At 36.3% G+C, this 16,174-nt stretch carries 13 protein-coding genes; 5 read left to right on the top strand and 8 right to left on the bottom strand.

Features of this window, described 5'->3' with window-relative positions; genetic code table 11:
• The 5 genes from ACUN3A_RS01245 to ACUN3A_RS01225 all read left to right on the top strand — a co-directional run bounded on the left by ACUN3A_RS01245 (position 1) and on the right by ACUN3A_RS01225 (position 4,252).
• The gene (locus ACUN3A_RS01245) at positions 1 to 738 is read left to right on the top strand and encodes a (Fe-S)-binding protein (protein ID WP_445549534.1); all 738 of its coding nucleotides are present in this window, start codon (positions 1 to 3) and stop codon (positions 736 to 738) included.
• A gap of 47 nt (positions 739 to 785) precedes the next feature.
• A complete protein-coding gene (locus tag ACUN3A_RS01240; RefSeq protein ID WP_445549533.1) occupies positions 786 to 2,150 on the top strand; it encodes a lactate utilization protein B in 1,365 nt (454 codons plus the stop codon).
• 20 nt (positions 2,151 to 2,170) lie between these two features.
• Positions 2,171 to 2,755, top strand: coding sequence for a LutC/YkgG family protein (locus ACUN3A_RS01235; protein WP_445549532.1), 585 nt, complete (start codon positions 2,171 to 2,173; stop codon positions 2,753 to 2,755).
• Positions 2,756 to 2,787: 32 nt separating this feature from the next.
• Entirely contained in the window at positions 2,788 to 3,642 is an 855-nt protein-coding gene (locus ACUN3A_RS01230) for a fumarylacetoacetate hydrolase family protein (protein ID WP_445549531.1), read from the top strand.
• A 154-nt stretch (positions 3,643 to 3,796) separates the two neighbouring features.
• Positions 3,797 to 4,252 (top strand): DinB family protein, encoded by a 456-nt coding sequence (locus ACUN3A_RS01225; RefSeq protein ID WP_445549530.1) that lies wholly within the window; start codon positions 3,797 to 3,799, stop codon positions 4,250 to 4,252.
• A gap of 107 nt (positions 4,253 to 4,359) precedes the next feature.
• Here the strand turns inward: ACUN3A_RS01225 and ACUN3A_RS01220 are convergent, their stop codons facing one another.
• The 8 genes from ACUN3A_RS01220 to ACUN3A_RS01185 form a co-directional block, all read right to left on the bottom strand.
• A complete protein-coding gene (locus ACUN3A_RS01220; protein WP_445549529.1) occupies positions 4,360 to 5,151 on the bottom strand; it encodes a gluconate 5-dehydrogenase in 792 nt (263 codons plus the stop codon).
• 33 nt (positions 5,152 to 5,184) lie between these two features.
• The gene (locus tag ACUN3A_RS01215) at positions 5,185 to 6,318 is read right to left on the bottom strand and encodes a DUF4861 family protein (protein WP_445549528.1); all 1,134 of its coding nucleotides are present in this window, start codon (positions 6,316 to 6,318) and stop codon (positions 5,185 to 5,187) included.
• A gap of 7 nt (positions 6,319 to 6,325) precedes the next feature.
• Complete coding sequence (gene kduI / locus ACUN3A_RS01210) at positions 6,326 to 7,168, bottom strand: 5-dehydro-4-deoxy-D-glucuronate isomerase (RefSeq protein ID WP_445549527.1); 843 nt, start codon at positions 7,166 to 7,168, stop codon at positions 6,326 to 6,328.
• An 81-nt stretch (positions 7,169 to 7,249) separates the two neighbouring features.
• Positions 7,250 to 8,812, bottom strand: a complete 1,563-nt coding sequence (locus ACUN3A_RS01205; protein WP_445549526.1) for a DUF4955 domain-containing protein — start codon at positions 8,810 to 8,812, stop codon at positions 7,250 to 7,252.
• 600 nt (positions 8,813 to 9,412) lie between these two features.
• On the bottom strand, positions 9,413 to 9,619 hold the full coding sequence (locus ACUN3A_RS01200; RefSeq protein ID WP_445549525.1) for a hypothetical protein: 207 nt from the start codon (positions 9,617 to 9,619) through the stop codon (positions 9,413 to 9,415).
• Positions 9,620 to 9,623: 4 nt separating this feature from the next.
• Positions 9,624 to 12,749 (bottom strand): beta strand repeat-containing protein, encoded by a 3,126-nt coding sequence (locus ACUN3A_RS01195; RefSeq protein ID WP_445549524.1) that lies wholly within the window; start codon positions 12,747 to 12,749, stop codon positions 9,624 to 9,626.
• A 428-nt stretch (positions 12,750 to 13,177) separates the two neighbouring features.
• Complete coding sequence (locus ACUN3A_RS01190) at positions 13,178 to 14,302, bottom strand: glycoside hydrolase family 88 protein (RefSeq protein ID WP_445549523.1); 1,125 nt, start codon at positions 14,300 to 14,302, stop codon at positions 13,178 to 13,180.
• A gap of 157 nt (positions 14,303 to 14,459) precedes the next feature.
• A complete protein-coding gene (locus ACUN3A_RS01185) occupies positions 14,460 to 16,169 on the bottom strand; it encodes a RagB/SusD family nutrient uptake outer membrane protein (RefSeq protein WP_445549522.1) in 1,710 nt (569 codons plus the stop codon).
• Positions 16,170 to 16,174: the final 5 nt, after the last annotated feature.

Raw genomic sequence — 16,174 nt, 5'->3', positions numbered from 1 at the left:
ATGAAGGTTGCCTTATTTGTACCTTGTTATATAGACCAGTTTTACCCCAATGTGGGTATTGCCACTCTGCAATTATTAGAAAAATTGGGTTGCGAGGTTGCTTTTCCTTTGGAACAAACCTGTTGTGGTCAGCCAATGGCTAATAGCGGTTTTGCAGATCTGAGCAATGGTTGTGATGCCAATTTTGTTAAAAATTTTTCCGGATTTGATTATATCGTTGCTCCTTCGGGTAGTTGTGTTTTGCATATAAAAGAACATTTGTATGATTTTGATAACGAACAGGAAGCACTAAATATTCGCAATTCTATTTATGAACTTACCGAGTTTTTGACTGATATTTTGAAGGTTAAAAACATTTCAGCAAGTTTTCCTTATAAAGTAGGACTGCATAACAGCTGCCACGGACAAAGAGGATTAGATCTTTCTTCAATGACAGAAAGAATGTTGCCTCAATTCTCGAAGCCTGAGCAATTGCTGCAACTGGTAGACGGAATAGAACTGAGAAAACCAAAACGAAATGATGAATGCTGTGGTTTTGGAGGTACTTTTTGTGTTTTTGAAGAAGCGGTAAGCGTAAAAATGGGTAAGGACAGAACAAAAGAACACGAAGATAACGACGTTGACTATATTACCGGTGGAGATACCAGTTGCCTGATGCATCTCGAAGGTATATTAAAGAGGCAGAAAAGTAAAGTAAAAACTATTCATATTGCTGAGATATTGAATAGTGTGTTGTAAAAGAAATGAAATTAGTCTTGAGTAAAGATTGAAATAAATGTAAAGGTATGACCGTAAAACATGCTGCACTAGCAAAAAAGTTTATAAAAGATGAGCCAAGAACCAACTGGCATGACGATACCTTATGGTTTGTTCGTGAAAAGCGGGATAAGGCAGCTCATGGTTTACCGGAATGGGAACAATTAAGGGAATGGGGCTCGCAGATTAAAAACAGCACCCTTTCCAACCTGTCCTATTATTTAAAAGAATTTGAAGAAAAAGCCACAGCTAATGGTATAAAAGTACACTGGGCTTCAGATGCCAAAGAACACAATGAGATAATCCATAAAATTATCCAACAACACAGCATTCAAAAAATCGTGAAAAGCAAAAGTATGCTTACCGAAGAATGCCATTTGAATGAATTTTTACAGCAACACGGAATAGAAGTCGTTGATACTGATCTTGGAGAACGCATTGTTCAATTTCGAAAAGAGCCTCCCAGTCACATTGTATTGCCCGCAATTCATTTAAAAAAAGAAGATGTAAGTGCTACTTTTCATAAGCATCTGCAGACTGAAAAAGGGAATAACGATCCACAATATCTGACAGAGGCTGCAAGACAGCATCTGCGTAATAAATTCGTAGAATCACAATTAGCCATCACGGGTGTCAATTTTGCAATCGCCGAAACGGGCGGTTTTGTTGTTTGTACCAATGAAGGAAATGCCGATATGGGAGCTCATACAGCTGCTGTGCACATTGCCTGTATGGGTTTTGAAAAATTGATTCCAAAAGCGGAGCATCTCTCTGTATTTTTGAGACTATTAGCAAGAAGCGCCACCGGTCAGCCCATTACGACTTATTCGAGTCATTTTCATAAACCGAGAGAGGATCAGGAGATGCATATCGTAATTGTTGATAATGGCCGCAGCAAACAATTAGGACGAGAAGATTTTAGAAATTCGTTGAAATGCATCCGTTGTGCCGCTTGTTTTAATACATGTCCCGTTTACCGCCGAAGTGGAGGACATAGTTATCATACGGCCGTTGCAGGACCAATAGGTTCTATTCTAAATCCAAATTTGGATATGAAAGCGAATGCTGATTTGCCTTTCGCATCCACTTTATGTGGCAGTTGTACCAATGTGTGTCCGGTGAAAATCAATATCCACGAACAATTATGGAAATGGAGACAAGTGATTGTAGCTGAAGGATATGTGGCTACAAGTAAAAAAATTAGCATGAAAGGAATGAGTTTTATTTTCTCGAATCCTAAAATGTATCGTTTGATCGGAAAAACAGGGAGAGTAGTCATGCAAATACTACCATTTATAGTCAATAATCCATTAAATGTTTGGTATAAACAAAGAGAAATGCCAAAAGCTCCAAAGGATTCATTCCGTGATTGGTATTTAAAAAACAAAAAATAAACATCTGACAGCAAGAGTGTATGAGTGCAAGAGAAAATATATTGAATGCCATAGCGATGAATCAGCCTGACTGGGTTGAACTGCCTGTTATTGATACTGATTCAACGATTCATTATGACGATTTATTTACTCAGTTTAAAACGGTATTGGAAAGTATTGGTGGCAAAGTGGAATTAATTTCGGATCTAAGCATACTAAAAAAACAATTAATCGTTGATAAAATAACTGGTAATTATGTGGTAAATACTGTAACAGCACTTGGTGAGGTTGATGGAGAAGTATTTTATTTACCAGCATCAGAATTAGAAAAAGTTGAAAAAGCGTATGTTAAAGGCACAATTGGAGTAGCAGAAAATGGTGCAATATGGATTTATGAAAGTCAAATGGTGAACAGGCTTATTCCTTTTATTTGCCAACATTTAATTTTGATAATCGATAAAAAAGATATTGTAGATAATTTACATTTGGCGTATCAAAAAATTGATGTTTCAAAAGAAGGATTTGGTACATTTATAGCTGGACCTTCCAAAACTGCCGATATAGAACAGTCTTTGGTAATAGGAGCACACGGTGCAAGAAGTGCCACAATTTATGTTATTGAATAAAAGAGAAGTATAATATAATAAAAAATAATAAAATGAAATTAATACGATTTGGAGAAGCGGGTAAAGAGAAACCAGGTATTTTAATAGGAGAAAAAAGATTTGATGTATCTTCAATTGTTTCGGATTTTAACGAAGCCTTTTTTGAAGAAAATGGATTGGAAAAATTAAGAAAAGCTTTAGAAAGCAATCCAGTATTGCCAGAAGTTGGTGCGGAAGTACGTTTGGGTTCGCCAGTGGCAAGACCATCAAAAATAATCTGTATCGGATTGAATTATGTAGATCACTGTCATGAAACTGGTGCTCCAATTCCAACAGAACCGATTATCTTTTTTAAATCAACGACTTCTTTATGTGGTCCGAATGATAATTTAATTATTCCAAAAAACAGTGAAAAAACAGATTGGGAAATTGAATTGGCTTTTGTTGTAGGCAAAAAAGCAAGTTATGTGGAAGAAGCCGAAGCTTTGGATTATGTGGCTGGTTATGCTTTATTAAATGATTACAGCGAAAGAGCTTTTCAAATCGAAATGGGAGGTCAATGGGCAAAAGGAAAAGGCTGCGATACGTTTGCGCCTCTTGGACCATTCTTGGCTACTCAGGATGAAATTGCTGATGTAAATAATATACCAATGTGGCTAACTGTGAATGGAAAAACATTTCAAAGCAGCAACACATCGAACTTAGTTTTCAAAATTCCATTTTTAGTACATTATTTAAGCCAGTTCATGACTTTGATGCCTGGTGATATCATCAGTACAGGAACGCCTCCGGGAGTTGGTTTAGGTATTAAGCCAAATCCTATTTACATCAAAGCGGGAGATGTTATCGAATTAGGAATGGAAGGTTTAGGAAGCAGTAAACAAACTGCTGTGGCTTATAGTAAGTAAAAATAAAAGTTCTTTTTTCAGATTCAAAATGTTTAAAATCTAAATAGTTTAAAACAATTTACTTAATTTAGTCTCAATTCCTCTGTAGCTCAAAACTCTGGAGGGCAGTAATTCACTAATAGTAAATTAAATAATCTAAAGTAATAGTAAATAAATGGAAACAACATTTAAGATTTGGAGAACGAACAGAGATTTATATTTAGAATTTTTTGATAAATATACTGTAGAGCAATTGAATAAAATACCTGTTGGATTTAGCAATAATTTGATCTGGAACATTGGACATATAATAGTTGCTCAACAAATATTAATTTATAAGTCTTCAGATTTGCAGGAATATATTTCACAAGAATTATTTGAACTTTATAAGCCAGGATCAAAACCAACGGGAAAAACATCAGAGGATGAAATAAAACAATTGAAAGAGCTATTAATTTCTCTAATAGAAAAAACAGAAACTGATTTTTATAAAGGAGCATTTAAAATATATAATGAGCGAACAACAAGTTTGGGATTCCACTTGGGTTCATTAAAAGAAGCACTTGAATATAATAATTATCACGAAGGACAGCATTTAGGATTTATGATGAATATTAGAAAATTCATTTGAAAAATGTCTTGAATAAAATTAAAAACCTCCAAAATCAAATGACTTTGGAGGTTTTTGTCTAAAAAATAGTATTCAGACAGTTTTTTTGTGTTTATTTTTATATTGGATTAATCTTCGTTTGAAGGCTTTCCAATAGTAGCCAATATTCCTCCATCTACGTAAAGAATGTGTCCGTTAACAAAATCACTTGCTTTTGAAGACAAGAAGATAGCAGCCCCCTGCAAATCATCCGGATCACCCCAACGGGCAGCAGGAGTTCTTTTTATTATAAAATCATTAAAAGGGTGACCGTCTACTCTAATCGGTGCTGTTTGACTAGTTGCAAAGTATCCTGGACCGATTCCGTTGGTTTGAATGTTAAATTTAGCCCATTCTGTAGCCATATTTTTGGTTAACATCTTAAGTCCTCCTTTAGCAGCGGCGTAAGCACTTACCGAGTCTCTGCCCAATTCACTCATCATGGAGCAGATGTTTATAATTTTTCCTCCTCCACGTTGAATCATACCTTTGGCAACATTTTTGGAAACAATGAAAGGACTGATTAAATCCACAGTTATTACTGCTGTAAAATCTTCAACCTCCATTTCAATAATAGGAGTTCTTTTTATTATACCCGCGTTGTTGATTAAAATATCGATAGGACCAACTTCAGCTTCTATCTGTTTAATGTTTGCAATTACAGCTGTCTCATCACATACATTAAACACATATCCGTAAGCTTCAATTCCCACCGATTTGTATTCGGCAACAGCTTTATCTATAGCTTCTTGTGAAAGATCATTTACCACAATTTTAGCACCTGCATGCCCAAGTCCTTTGGCCATAGACATTCCAAGTCCATGGACTCCGCCCGTAATAAGTGCTGTTTTTCCAGCTAAATCAAATAAGTTAATTGACATTTTTTTAGTTTTTAATTAATAATTGTTTTGGTGTTATTTTACGTTTATGATAAAAGGATTTTTTAGTTCCTGATAAAAATGATCCAAGTAGTCAAACCATTGTTTTGAATTGGTAATTTTTCCTGCTTTGTCCCAAGCGGCACCAGTGTAGTAAATGATTGGAGTATTATTTTTCACTTCTGTTTTTGTTAAAATTTGCTTGTTGGTTACCATCATATTACTTACAGGAGTTATCAATATAGATCCAACACCAGTTGTGCCATCTTGACCATGAGTAGGTTCCCAATAGCCCATAATCCCTTGTTGTTCATTTAATGATATGTTTCCATTTTCAGGTCTTTTTATTATTCCCACTACTACAGGAAGCGGTTTGTCTCCGTCAAAAGAATAAACGTTTTCTATTCTGTTAAGTTGGGAACCTGCGTCGAGAGAAATTGTCTTAGTGGCTTTAACTTTTATTCCGCCTGCGTTCCAAGTATCGAATGTCAATTGAAATGTAGAGCGTAAAGGGCCATTATCTAATACTTTCCACTGACGGTAATTTGCTGAGTAGTAAATGGAGTCCTTTATATATGGTGCCATATTTCCCGCTCCCAATGAAAAACCTACATGATAATAATCCATTCCGTCTCCATGATCGATATGATATTCATTTCGTTTATACCTTTCATTGAGTATGAGTCTATCGGTACGTTTAACCCAAACATCAAAACCAAAGGCATCCTCTTTTGTGTTTTCTAATGCTTTTCCGTAGGCACGAAAGGCAATTTGGTCGTTTTCCCATGCAAAATCATCTTTACGTTCCGGGACATAACGGCAATAAGTTTTTACAAAGAAAGTTTCGGGTTTTCCTTTTTGGATGAAAATCGAAAGTGTTGATTTTGCTTTGACATCAACCTGTACCAATAAATTTTGAATTACAGGCAGTCCGCGATGTTCCAACTGAAAAGGGATTTGTTTTTTGGTAACTGAATTAATTACCACAAAATTGGTAGTGTCTATTTGAGGATATTGGGAAATAACAGTTTTCCAAGGTATTTCCACCACAGCTGCTTTTCGTTCCAAAGCAGAATTGTTTTGAATGGAAACAGTTACTTTAGCTTGTGCCAAAAGAGCCAAAGGAAAAATAATAAAAGTAAAGCCGAAAAAGAATTTTATAGTTTTCATGTAAGATTTATTTTAAATTATTAGTTGCACAATGATCCATATCTCCATAATCTAAATTTTCGCCCGCCATACCCCAAATAAAAGTATAGTTGGAAGTCCCAGCACCAGAATGGATGGACCAGTTGGGAGATATTACTGCTTGTTCGTTCTGCATCCAAATATGTCTTGTTTCCTGCGGTTGTCCCATAAAATGACAAACACTTTGATTTTCGGGAACTTCAAAATAAAAATAAACCTCCATGCGTCTGTCATGAACGTGAGCTGGCATGGTGTTCCATACACTTCCTGATTTAAGTTCTGTCATTCCCATTTGAACTTGACAAGTCTGTAAAACACTATTGACGATTAATTTTTTAATGGTACGGTGATTGGCTGTTTCCAGTGATCCTAATTCTACAACTTCTGCTTCTGCTTCAGTTATTTTTTTTGATGGATAAGTATGATGGGCGGGAGCAGAGTTCAAATAGAATTTTGCCGGATTACTCGAATCCTTTGATTCAAAAAACACTTCTTTAGTCCCTTTTCCAAGATACAAAGCTTCTTTATAGTCAATCTCAAATTGTTCACCATCTGCGGTAATTACTCCTTTTCCTCCCACGTTGATGATACCAATTTCTCTTCTTTCCAAAAAATATTCGGCTTTTAGATTATCTGGATTTGGCATTGCCAATGTTTGGTTTATAGGCATTGCCCCACCCGTAATAAATCTGTCGTAATGAGATAGAACGAGCTTAACTTCATCACTGCTAAAAAGGCTTTCGATTAAAAAATTTTCACGCAGCGCTTCAGTGTTCATTTGTTTTGCTTCATTTGGACTTACTGCAAAACGACTTTCAAAATTGGAATTCATACTATTTATTTTTTGTTTCTTGAGTTTAGTGGATAAGTTATAAAAATGTTCTATTTGTAAGATTTGTATGTTTTTTTAATGTTAAAGAGCATTAAGCCATTCAGGAGTTTTATTTAATCTTAATTTTAATTGGGCTTCATACAGAGAAGCTGGTTTCACTTGTTCATCGATTGATTCCGAATACCCCAACTGCTCTGTTTTGAAAGTTGTTCCTTTGCTGCGGAATCCGACAATGATTGGATTTGGGATTTTCCACCAGACATTGGTTGTGGGCCAGAATTCAAATTCTTTTACAGGATCATTGGTTTGCTTGTAATTCCAAAGAACGAGACCCTGCATGTGATTGGGCATATTTTCTATAGCGCCGCCGGCTCGGCTGTTCATTAAACCACCTTCTACATTGTCTAACAAAGTATTTCTGGGTTGGCTTGCATGCGATTCGAAACAAGTAGTGGCGGGGTAGCTGCATTTCCATATAACGGTATTCATTGATCCATGTGAGGAACCAAAGGAATGCCATTGAGAAGCTTCGTCAACACATTTGGCTATTAATACATTTGTAGAGCCATTAGAATTAATGGCCTGATGTCCTGCATTGCCTGTTATTGTACAATTGAGAATCGAAATATTGGCACTTTGTGATATTCCTGCTGCATTGGTACAATCAGTAAAGCGGCAGTTTTTTATCCAGGAATTGGTGGTACGTGAAAGCGATAATAAGTTGAAGCCGCTGTCATCTTTCCAAGATCGGTGATGGACAAATTTTTCTTTCCAGTTGCCCACAAAGGCGATATCCTCAATGCCAACTTCTTCGCTGTTCGCAAATTTGTAAACTTCCCATTTGTATTTGGTGTCAATATCGTAGGCAATAGGAGCCATAAGAGTAATGGTTTCTTTCTGTATTTTTTTTATCTGATAAAATACTTTTACATCAATGCCTTTATTGACCAGATAATCCCAAGTTGGATTGGGTTGATTGTTTTTCAGTTCTGCGTCGATTAATTCTTTACTGTTGTTTAACAGTTTCAGGATTATCCAATCACCTTCTTTTAAATCTTTAGTTGCACTTAGTGTTAATGTGAATTCACCTATTTTTGTTGATGCCGTCACGGTTCCTATTTTCTCGTCTTTTCCGCCGGCACTAAAAGAAAATAAAGCCGGAACACTCCACATTTGTGTTGGGTTTTTAGGAGACAGCATGTTTTTCATGAATAATTCTGTTCCATTAGAACCCGATCCGCTTCCCCTGAAAATGATTCGGCTTCCTTTGGAAACGATGGAATTGGGTAGGTCTGAGTCTTCATTGACATTAAAACGCCCTTTTGGGAAAAACACAATGCCACCACCAAGAGCGTTGGCGGCGGCGATTGCATTTTGAATTGCTGTTTTGTCTGAAATATTATCGTTTGGTATTGCGCCAAAATCGACTACATTAAAAATTTTGTAATTTTTACTATTTGGAATCTCTTTTTCTCCATTATGGTACCCTGCATAAGAGAAATCAGGTAATAGACTTTTGTCATTCTTGTAATTTGTAAAAATGGTTGCTTCTTTTTGTGCAAATGTTGCAGAAATGCAAAGAAGAAACAGTGTATTATAACTAAGTTTTAAAAACTTTTTTTTAAGCGTATTATTTATCATCATATTATTTTTATGAATATCTGTGACTAGTACCAAACTATTAAAATTAGCCACTCCTGATCTATTGGGATAAAAGATTTACAAACATTTTTCTAAAAAAAAAAGTAATTAAAATCTGCGACCCGAGCGATAGCGAAAAGGCGAAGCAAATCAATAGCAAAAAAATATTGGTATTCTTAGCGGACAGTCATATTAGTTTTAATGTGTTTGTTTAAAATTATTATTTAAGCTTAATTGTATAAAATAATTTGAAATAGACGTTTTACCTATTTACATCCAAACGGGTTATAATAATTTTTTCTTATTTGTTCCAAAAGTATCTATAATGATTGGGTTTAAAGTGGGGGTAATAGTTCTTTGAAGGGGGTAATTGGTCATTTATTTATAGAATCAATAACACAAGGACTTGTTGCAGCTTGAGTAACTGTAAGTTCTCTTCGTTGTGTTTTTTGGATGGTTTTTAATCTTAAATTATTGTTTAGAGATAACTTCTTTCATTATTTTTCACTTACACAGTTTATCGGATAGTTTTTTACTTAAAAATAATATACTGTTTGTTGAACTGATTTGTATTCTTGAAATATCGATTTAAAATCGGCGATTTTATTTTATCATTTTCTTGTCATCTATGGATTTAAACCGCATAAAAGCAATGATTATACCAACAAATGCCAAAAGAAAGATATGATCATCAATAGGTACCGTTACTGGAGCATCTGGATCAGGACCTGGATCTGGTGGTTGTGCCAAAATCGGACTTGTTATAATAAATAAAAATATGCTGGCTAATACTTTTAGAATTGATCTCATGATCTTATTGAATTATTAATTTTTTAGTCGTTTGAGTTTCGCTGTTTGTTATTTTTAGGATATAAACCCCTGCAGCCCATCCATTCGTTTGTATCGTAGTGGTAGTTCCTGGATTTGATTTTTGTGAATGTATCACTTGACCGTTAAGATTGTCGATTTCAATTGTTGAAGTACCGTCTTTTTGATTTTGTCCGTTTGTTATATTGAATTGATTGTGAGCAGGATTTGGCCATAATTGAATTTTAGAATCCAATTCTTTTTGTGCAACCGATAAAGCTCCCGATTGTTTCAAATTGATGACAAAACGGGCAGTTCCTTGACTTGCAGGCGTTCCGTCTATAGTAAAATTGTAATTAGTACCCTGAGTTAATACCGTTGTAGTATTTAATGCATTGTCTATTAAAACGGCTTGATAATCAGATGGAATACTGTTTTCGGCAATATTGAAAGTATATTGTTTTGAAATTGTGGAATTAATCCCTAACGGAATAGTTTGCTCTTTCAATTCTAATTCTGCCACAGCCATATTCTGATTGTTTGCACCAATGCTATAAAAATCCAATACAGTATTTGGTAATTTTCCAAAATCGATATTGCTTTCTGCATCGCCTGGAGCTTTAAATTGAAGGGCTAATGCATCGTAATAAACGCCATTGCTGCTTACGTTTATTTTTAAAGCATTTGTAGTAGCAGATTTCTTTTGGGCAGTTTTATGGCTGAAATTACCAGCTGGAGCTGTAACTGCTCCTGTATAAATCGCTGTTTTAGGTACATTAATAGTACCAGCTGAAGAAGCTTGCACGAAAATGGCGCCCATTGGAGGAAGTACAACATCGGTGGCACTACCTGCAGATCCAGAAGTTGTTGGGGAGTAATACCCACCATATTTAATTATTAAATCTGCATTACTTCCGCTGGAACCGATGGTTGGGTTATAATAGGAAACCGTGTTGCTTAGACCTGTACTTGCGGCTATAATACTGCGAACACTTACGGGTGCCGTATAAGGATTGGCAACTAAATAAAATTGACCAGCTGTTGTAGCAATCGCAGATGGCGCAGCATTAGCCGCTGTCCCTGTGATGGAAAGAGTTACATTGGACGGAGGAGAAACGCTGTATGAATTAGTTGTAACTTCAGAAGTTCTGCCTCTTAGGAAAATTTTATAAGCTTGACCAGAAGTCATGTTGTCTGTATTGCTACCAGTCGTCCAAGTATTTGTGGCCGAATCATAGGTTCCTGAAGCAGCTGCACCAAGAGTAATAGGGGTGGTACTGTTAGTTGCCAATGTTCCAAAAGTTATCGTAGTAAGAGGATTACTCAATAATCTCCAACCGCGTTGGTTGCTGCTCAAATAGTGTTCTAAGGTTACATTAGGTACTGAAGTGCCACTTACTAAACATCCTCCTATTGGGATTGAATAGGTTACAGCTGTCCAAGGTATAGCCGTATCTCCTGTACCAGTGGCTCTTGTCAGAGTTCCTGTAGCTGGAACTGGAGTTGAGGCATTAGAGGGCGCTGTAGCAACTAGTGTAGTGGAGCCACTGTTTCTAGCTGTGGTTACTGTATAAGTAACACCGTTATTCGTATAAGTGTCCCCTATAGCATTTGCAGCACTAGCAGCTGGTGTGGTAAACGTGTAAATAGTAGTGCCGGCACTAGTAGCAGGAGATTTATTTATTAACGATCCATTATTTGTTAATGTACCATCATTTGTTAATACACCATAATTTATTAATGTATTTCCCGGACTTACAGTTAGTGAAGCAGCTGTGCTAATTGTTGATGTGAGACCTGATGCTCCAGTATTAATTGTGGCATTTGTAGCAATTACCACGTTATTTCCTCCGTTAGGGTTACTAACGGGATTAACGATATTAAAACTACCAAAAATAGAAGTACCTCCGCCAGTAATCGTTGTATTACTACCGCCTGATACTTCTGCTACCGGTACGATATTGATTCTCATAGAGCTAATAAAGCTTGCACTTACTGAAGGCGTTAAATTAATTGTACCAAGATTATTAATAACGTTTCCAGGACCACATAATGATAGACTGCTAGCTGTGTTTCCTGTAGGAATGCCAATTTTAAGCGATGCCAGAGGCGCTACATAAATTGATTTAAATGAAATGAACAATATAGAACTTCCATCTGCCGGTGTAAAAGTGTTATTGGTACTGACAGTAGCACCTCCTGTATTAATTGATGAATTACTGTCATTCACATAAACATCTCCAATAGTAGAAGATCTAGTATTGCGACTATTCCCGATTAAGTTATGGTTGACATATAAATGTGGAATAATGTTATAGCCAAAAATGATGGCCGCTGAAGCATAACTAATAAGCGCTGGTTGCGAAATACCAATAGTGGTACCACTTACCGAGGTGACATATGTACCAAGTGGAAAATATTGTGAACCTCCAAAGTTTGCGATGCCGGAAATTAACATCCCTTTTTGTACTAATGAGTTTGGGCTTGCCAAAGTTATAGAGTAACTGCCTGCAGTGGTTGTCGTAGTGGTTTCTTTAGTGTAAAAAGTAATATTCGTACCATCTGCAGTAGCAGGTGCAGAAAGAGTCAATGATGTTCCACTTATTGCAGTAACTCTTGCACCAGGTGAAATTTCGTTACCAGAAATTGCCATACCTATAACAATTGCAGGGTTTGAGCTAGGTAAAGTTACCAAATTAGAACCATTTGTTATTAGACATCCACTTATGCTTATTTGATCTCGAAAGGATAATGGGGTATTCGAAAGTGTAGAGGTAGTGGCTTGAGATAGGGTTAAAGAAGTCCCTGAAACACTAGTAACAATTGTTCCATCAGGTACTCCAGAACCAGTGACAAATTGATTTACCCTGATTAAAGTATTAGGTGCAGTAAGGGTAACGGAGGTCGATGTTGACGTGTTTGCATTTTGAACAACTGTTACAGAAGTGTTACTGAAAGGAGCATATTTTGCAGCTGCCCAGGTACTTCCATCGAAGGTTTCGAAAATGGCTGGATTGTCAACCAAACCAGCACTCTTGGTTCTATAATCTCCTGCGGTTTGCGCAATCACGTTTGTCATTACCAAGATAAAGGTAAAAAGGAGACCTGTTCGTAAAGTAAGTTTCTTTTTCATAAATTTTTTACCGTTTAATGTTGCTTTAAAATTACAAATATCATGACAACTGTTTGTTTGTGAGTAGTTTTGGCTAATCATATTTCATCAGTTCGAGTGATTTTTGATAGAAAATCGTATCGATAATCTAAATAAAATTCTTATAAATTCGTGATAAAAATTTTTCTTATATAAGTAAGCTTTAAATTAATCTCAAAAACCGCCATATTACTATATGGCGGTTGTGTTGTATTTGTTTAATTCCGCTTCCATTTGAATTGGATTTTCAGCTTCAGTCTTCTATTGTTTTAATTTAATCTTTTACCTTGTTTTGTAATATTATTATGCTGAATTATTTTCATTCGTCTTTTATAATTATTTTAAAAAATAAAAACTGTAATAATCGAACTCAGATTGGAATGTATCATTTCGCTTTTTGCAGAAAGGTTTTATAAATACCATTTTTTGTATCGCAATAGTGCTTCCAAGAAATAATAGTCAGCATAAGTAAGAGGCACATCTATTTCACCGCCATGTGGTATGGATCCCACGCTATGCTCTAAAATATAGCCACCATTAGAACCTAATTGAGCTCTATATTTTGAACTTGATAATGACTTCAAAATAGTTTCTGCCACATTTACGTAGTTTTGTTTTTCTTTACCTGAAGTGTATTGGCCAAGTTCTAACAAAGCAGAAGCATATATAGAACCTGAAGAAGCATCACGTAGTGCATTTGGTATTCCAGGTGCGTCAAAATCCCAATACGGAATTTTGTCTTTTGGCAAGTTTGGATTATTCAGTATGAATTTAGCAATGTTTTGTGCCTGTTTTAAATAAGCTGGGTTTTTGGTAAATCGATACATCATCGTATAGCCATATAGAGCCCAACCTTGTCCACGGCTCCAAGCGCTTTCATCGGCTGCGCCTTGGGCAGTAACTTTTTTTAGGACTTCTCCCGTATTCATATCGTAATCCAACACATGGTAGCTGCTGTAATCTGGGCGAAAATGATTTTTCATTGTACTGTTGGCATGGTTCTCGGCAATATTGGCAAACGTTTTGTCGGTGCTGTTTTGACTGGCCCATTCCAACATCTCCAGATTCATCATGTTATCGATGATAACGGGGCCTTTATATCCTTTGTTTTTTAATCCGCCGTCATTAGCATTCCATGATTGGATAACCTTTGCATTTGGACGGTAACGGGTAGATAATGATTTTGCCGACTGAATAATTACGTCTTTGTATGCAGGGTCTTGGGTAAGGCGGTAGGCATTGCCAAAGCTGCAATACATCATAAAGCCTAAATCATGGTTTTCTGTGAAATTTTTTACAGGCTCTAAAATTGCAAGACGTTTTTTGGCAATATTTAAAGTAGCAGGATTTTTAGTATATTCATAGATGTACAATAAAGTACCTGGATAAAAACCGCTGCACCACCAGTAAATATTACTGTTTACAGGATGATTTTTTTCGAATGTTTTTGGCATGGAATCCAGCGGAGTGTTTTTCTCCAAAAGCTGATATTGTTTTTCTGCAAATTTGAAATTATCTGCAATTAAATTTTTCATTGCCAAATCATTTTTTGTCTTTTGGGCAAAATTGCTAAGGCTAAAAAGACACAAGGAGATTAGAATGAGTTTTTTCATTTTTCAGAGTTAAAAATTATATTGTTTTGATTAAAAAAATAAGCCCGGAGAAATATCTTCCGGGCTTATTGCTAATTAATTAAAAGCCAGGGTTATTTTCGGTTATAAAAGTGTTTGAAGCCATTTCTAAAGAAGGGATTGGAAACAACAGGAATTTATTACCATTGGCAAAAGCATTTTTCCCCGCTAAAGCCCCATATCGCTGCGGTGCAGCAATAATCAAAGGCCCATTGGTAAGAGGACTTGCATCCATATCATCACTTGCCGCTTTCAAGTTAGTAATAAATTTGCCCCAACGGATTAAGTCCATTCTACGTAATCCCTCAAAACACAACTCACGCATACGCTCGTCTTCAATAAATAATTGAAAAGAATCTTTTCCACCCGCAGCAGCTGTTGTTGCTGCATCGGATAGTGCGTACGGTGCTGAAACATTAACTTGTCCATATCCTCTGCGGCGTACCTGATTGACCGCAGCTTGTGCGGCTGCAGTTGGGCCGTTTACCTTATTTTCTGCTTCAGCAAACATCAAAAGGACATCAGCATATCTCAAGATAGGAAAATTGATGGCAGTATAATTTTGATCACCAGAAAGATTAACTTCATATTCTCTTCTCCACTTTCCACAATCCCTTCCATATTGTACCGTCTTATTTATATTGGTTTTAACAGCGGTTGTGTTATTAATTGTGTAAGTAGTCAAATTCCAGTCACGACGCAAATCGGCACCTGTGGCATCATATTTTTTGAATAACAATCCAGTTCCTTTTATGAAACCCCAGCAATAGGTTCCAAATAAAGCATTGGTAGCAGCTGGTTGAAAAGTAATACCACTATTATTTCCTACACGTCCACCTTCATTATATCCGCCGCCACGAGCTTTAAAATCGGCTTCCCACATCAATTCATTTGTATCGTAACTGTCTGAAGCTTCAGTGATAAATACTTGACGGTAAGCGTTATTAGAGGCAACACCATTAGAAGGATTAACCACATTATAATAAGTTGCAGGTTTACCAGCGGGTGCTGTAGTCTGAAAACTAACATTTAAACTATGCTGGCCTGAATCGATTACTTTTTTGGACCAGGCCAGTGCCTCAGCGTATTTTGAAGTATCATTCAAAGGAAAACCTGCCATTTGCAGGCACACTCTGGCAAGAACTCCCTGTACTACTGTCTTGTAAACACGGCTTGAATATGTCAATTTGGTTGGACTTACTTTAGCTTCCGCATCTGTCATGTCCTTTAATATTTGGGCGTAAACATCTTTGGCAGGTATTCTGGCCATTTGAACATCATTAGGGCTTGTCGTAGGTGTCAATCGCAAAGGCACATCACCAAATCGAGTTACCAGCATAAAATGGTAGTACCCTCTTAAAAATAAGGCTTCACCCAATATTTGTTGTCTTTTTTCCTCATCCATTTGGGGCAAATTAATATGCGCTATCAAATCATTAGCTCTGTTAATTCCGTCATAAAGATTAAACCAATAATCAGAAACGTTTACAGCAGTAGGATCAAAACTATAAACCATTGTACCTGTTAGTTGGGTTGGACGGCCATAATACCCTTCGTCTGTAGCAGAATCCAATTGCCACCACAACTGGCTGCCATATAATTTTTCTGATCCTATTGGATCATATACTCCCGCTAAAGCATTGGTAATCCCTTGTTCATCTGTATAATACTGCTCTATTGCTATTTTCTGAATAGGCTCTGTACTTAAATAATCTTCACAAGAACTGGTGCTCAATACTACCAGGCCTAATAATATATATATCTTTTTCATTTTGA

Source organism: Flavobacterium sp. WC2509, assembly GCF_052683105.1.
Note: the sequence above shows the minus strand (reverse complement) of the source record. Positions and strands in the feature narration are given on the sequence as shown.

What these genes read in the sequence shown, in the direction of transcription:
- kduI (WP_445549527.1), bottom strand. Translation starts at nt 7,168, where the DNA reads ATGAATTCCAATTTTGAAAGTCGTTTTGCAGTAAGTCCAAATGAAGCA.
- ACUN3A_RS01205 (WP_445549526.1), bottom strand. Translation starts at nt 8,812, where the DNA reads ATGATGATAAATAATACGCTTAAAAAAAAGTTTTTAAAACTTAGTTAT.
- ACUN3A_RS01185 (WP_445549522.1), bottom strand. Translation starts at nt 16,169, where the DNA reads ATGAAAAAGATATATATATTATTAGGCCTGGTAGTATTGAGCACCAGT.
- ACUN3A_RS01225 (WP_445549530.1), top strand. Translation starts at nt 3,797, where the DNA reads ATGGAAACAACATTTAAGATTTGGAGAACGAACAGAGATTTATATTTA.
- ACUN3A_RS01190 (WP_445549523.1), bottom strand. Translation starts at nt 14,302, where the DNA reads ATGAAAAATTTAATTGCAGATAATTTCAAATTTGCAGAAAAACAATAT.
- ACUN3A_RS01220 (WP_445549529.1), bottom strand. Translation starts at nt 5,151, where the DNA reads ATGTCAATTAACTTATTTGATTTAGCTGGAAAAACAGCACTTATTACG.
- ACUN3A_RS01245 (WP_445549534.1), top strand. Translation starts at nt 1, where the DNA reads ATGAAGGTTGCCTTATTTGTACCTTGTTATATAGACCAGTTTTACCCC.
- ACUN3A_RS01230 (WP_445549531.1), top strand. Translation starts at nt 2,788, where the DNA reads ATGAAATTAATACGATTTGGAGAAGCGGGTAAAGAGAAACCAGGTATT.
- ACUN3A_RS01235 (WP_445549532.1), top strand. Translation starts at nt 2,171, where the DNA reads ATGAGTGCAAGAGAAAATATATTGAATGCCATAGCGATGAATCAGCCT.
- ACUN3A_RS01215 (WP_445549528.1), bottom strand. Translation starts at nt 6,318, where the DNA reads ATGAAAACTATAAAATTCTTTTTCGGCTTTACTTTTATTATTTTTCCT.
- ACUN3A_RS01240 (WP_445549533.1), top strand. Translation starts at nt 786, where the DNA reads ATGACCGTAAAACATGCTGCACTAGCAAAAAAGTTTATAAAAGATGAG.
- ACUN3A_RS01200 (WP_445549525.1), bottom strand. Translation starts at nt 9,619, where the DNA reads ATGAGATCAATTCTAAAAGTATTAGCCAGCATATTTTTATTTATTATA.
- ACUN3A_RS01195 (WP_445549524.1), bottom strand. Translation starts at nt 12,749, where the DNA reads ATGAAAAAGAAACTTACTTTACGAACAGGTCTCCTTTTTACCTTTATC.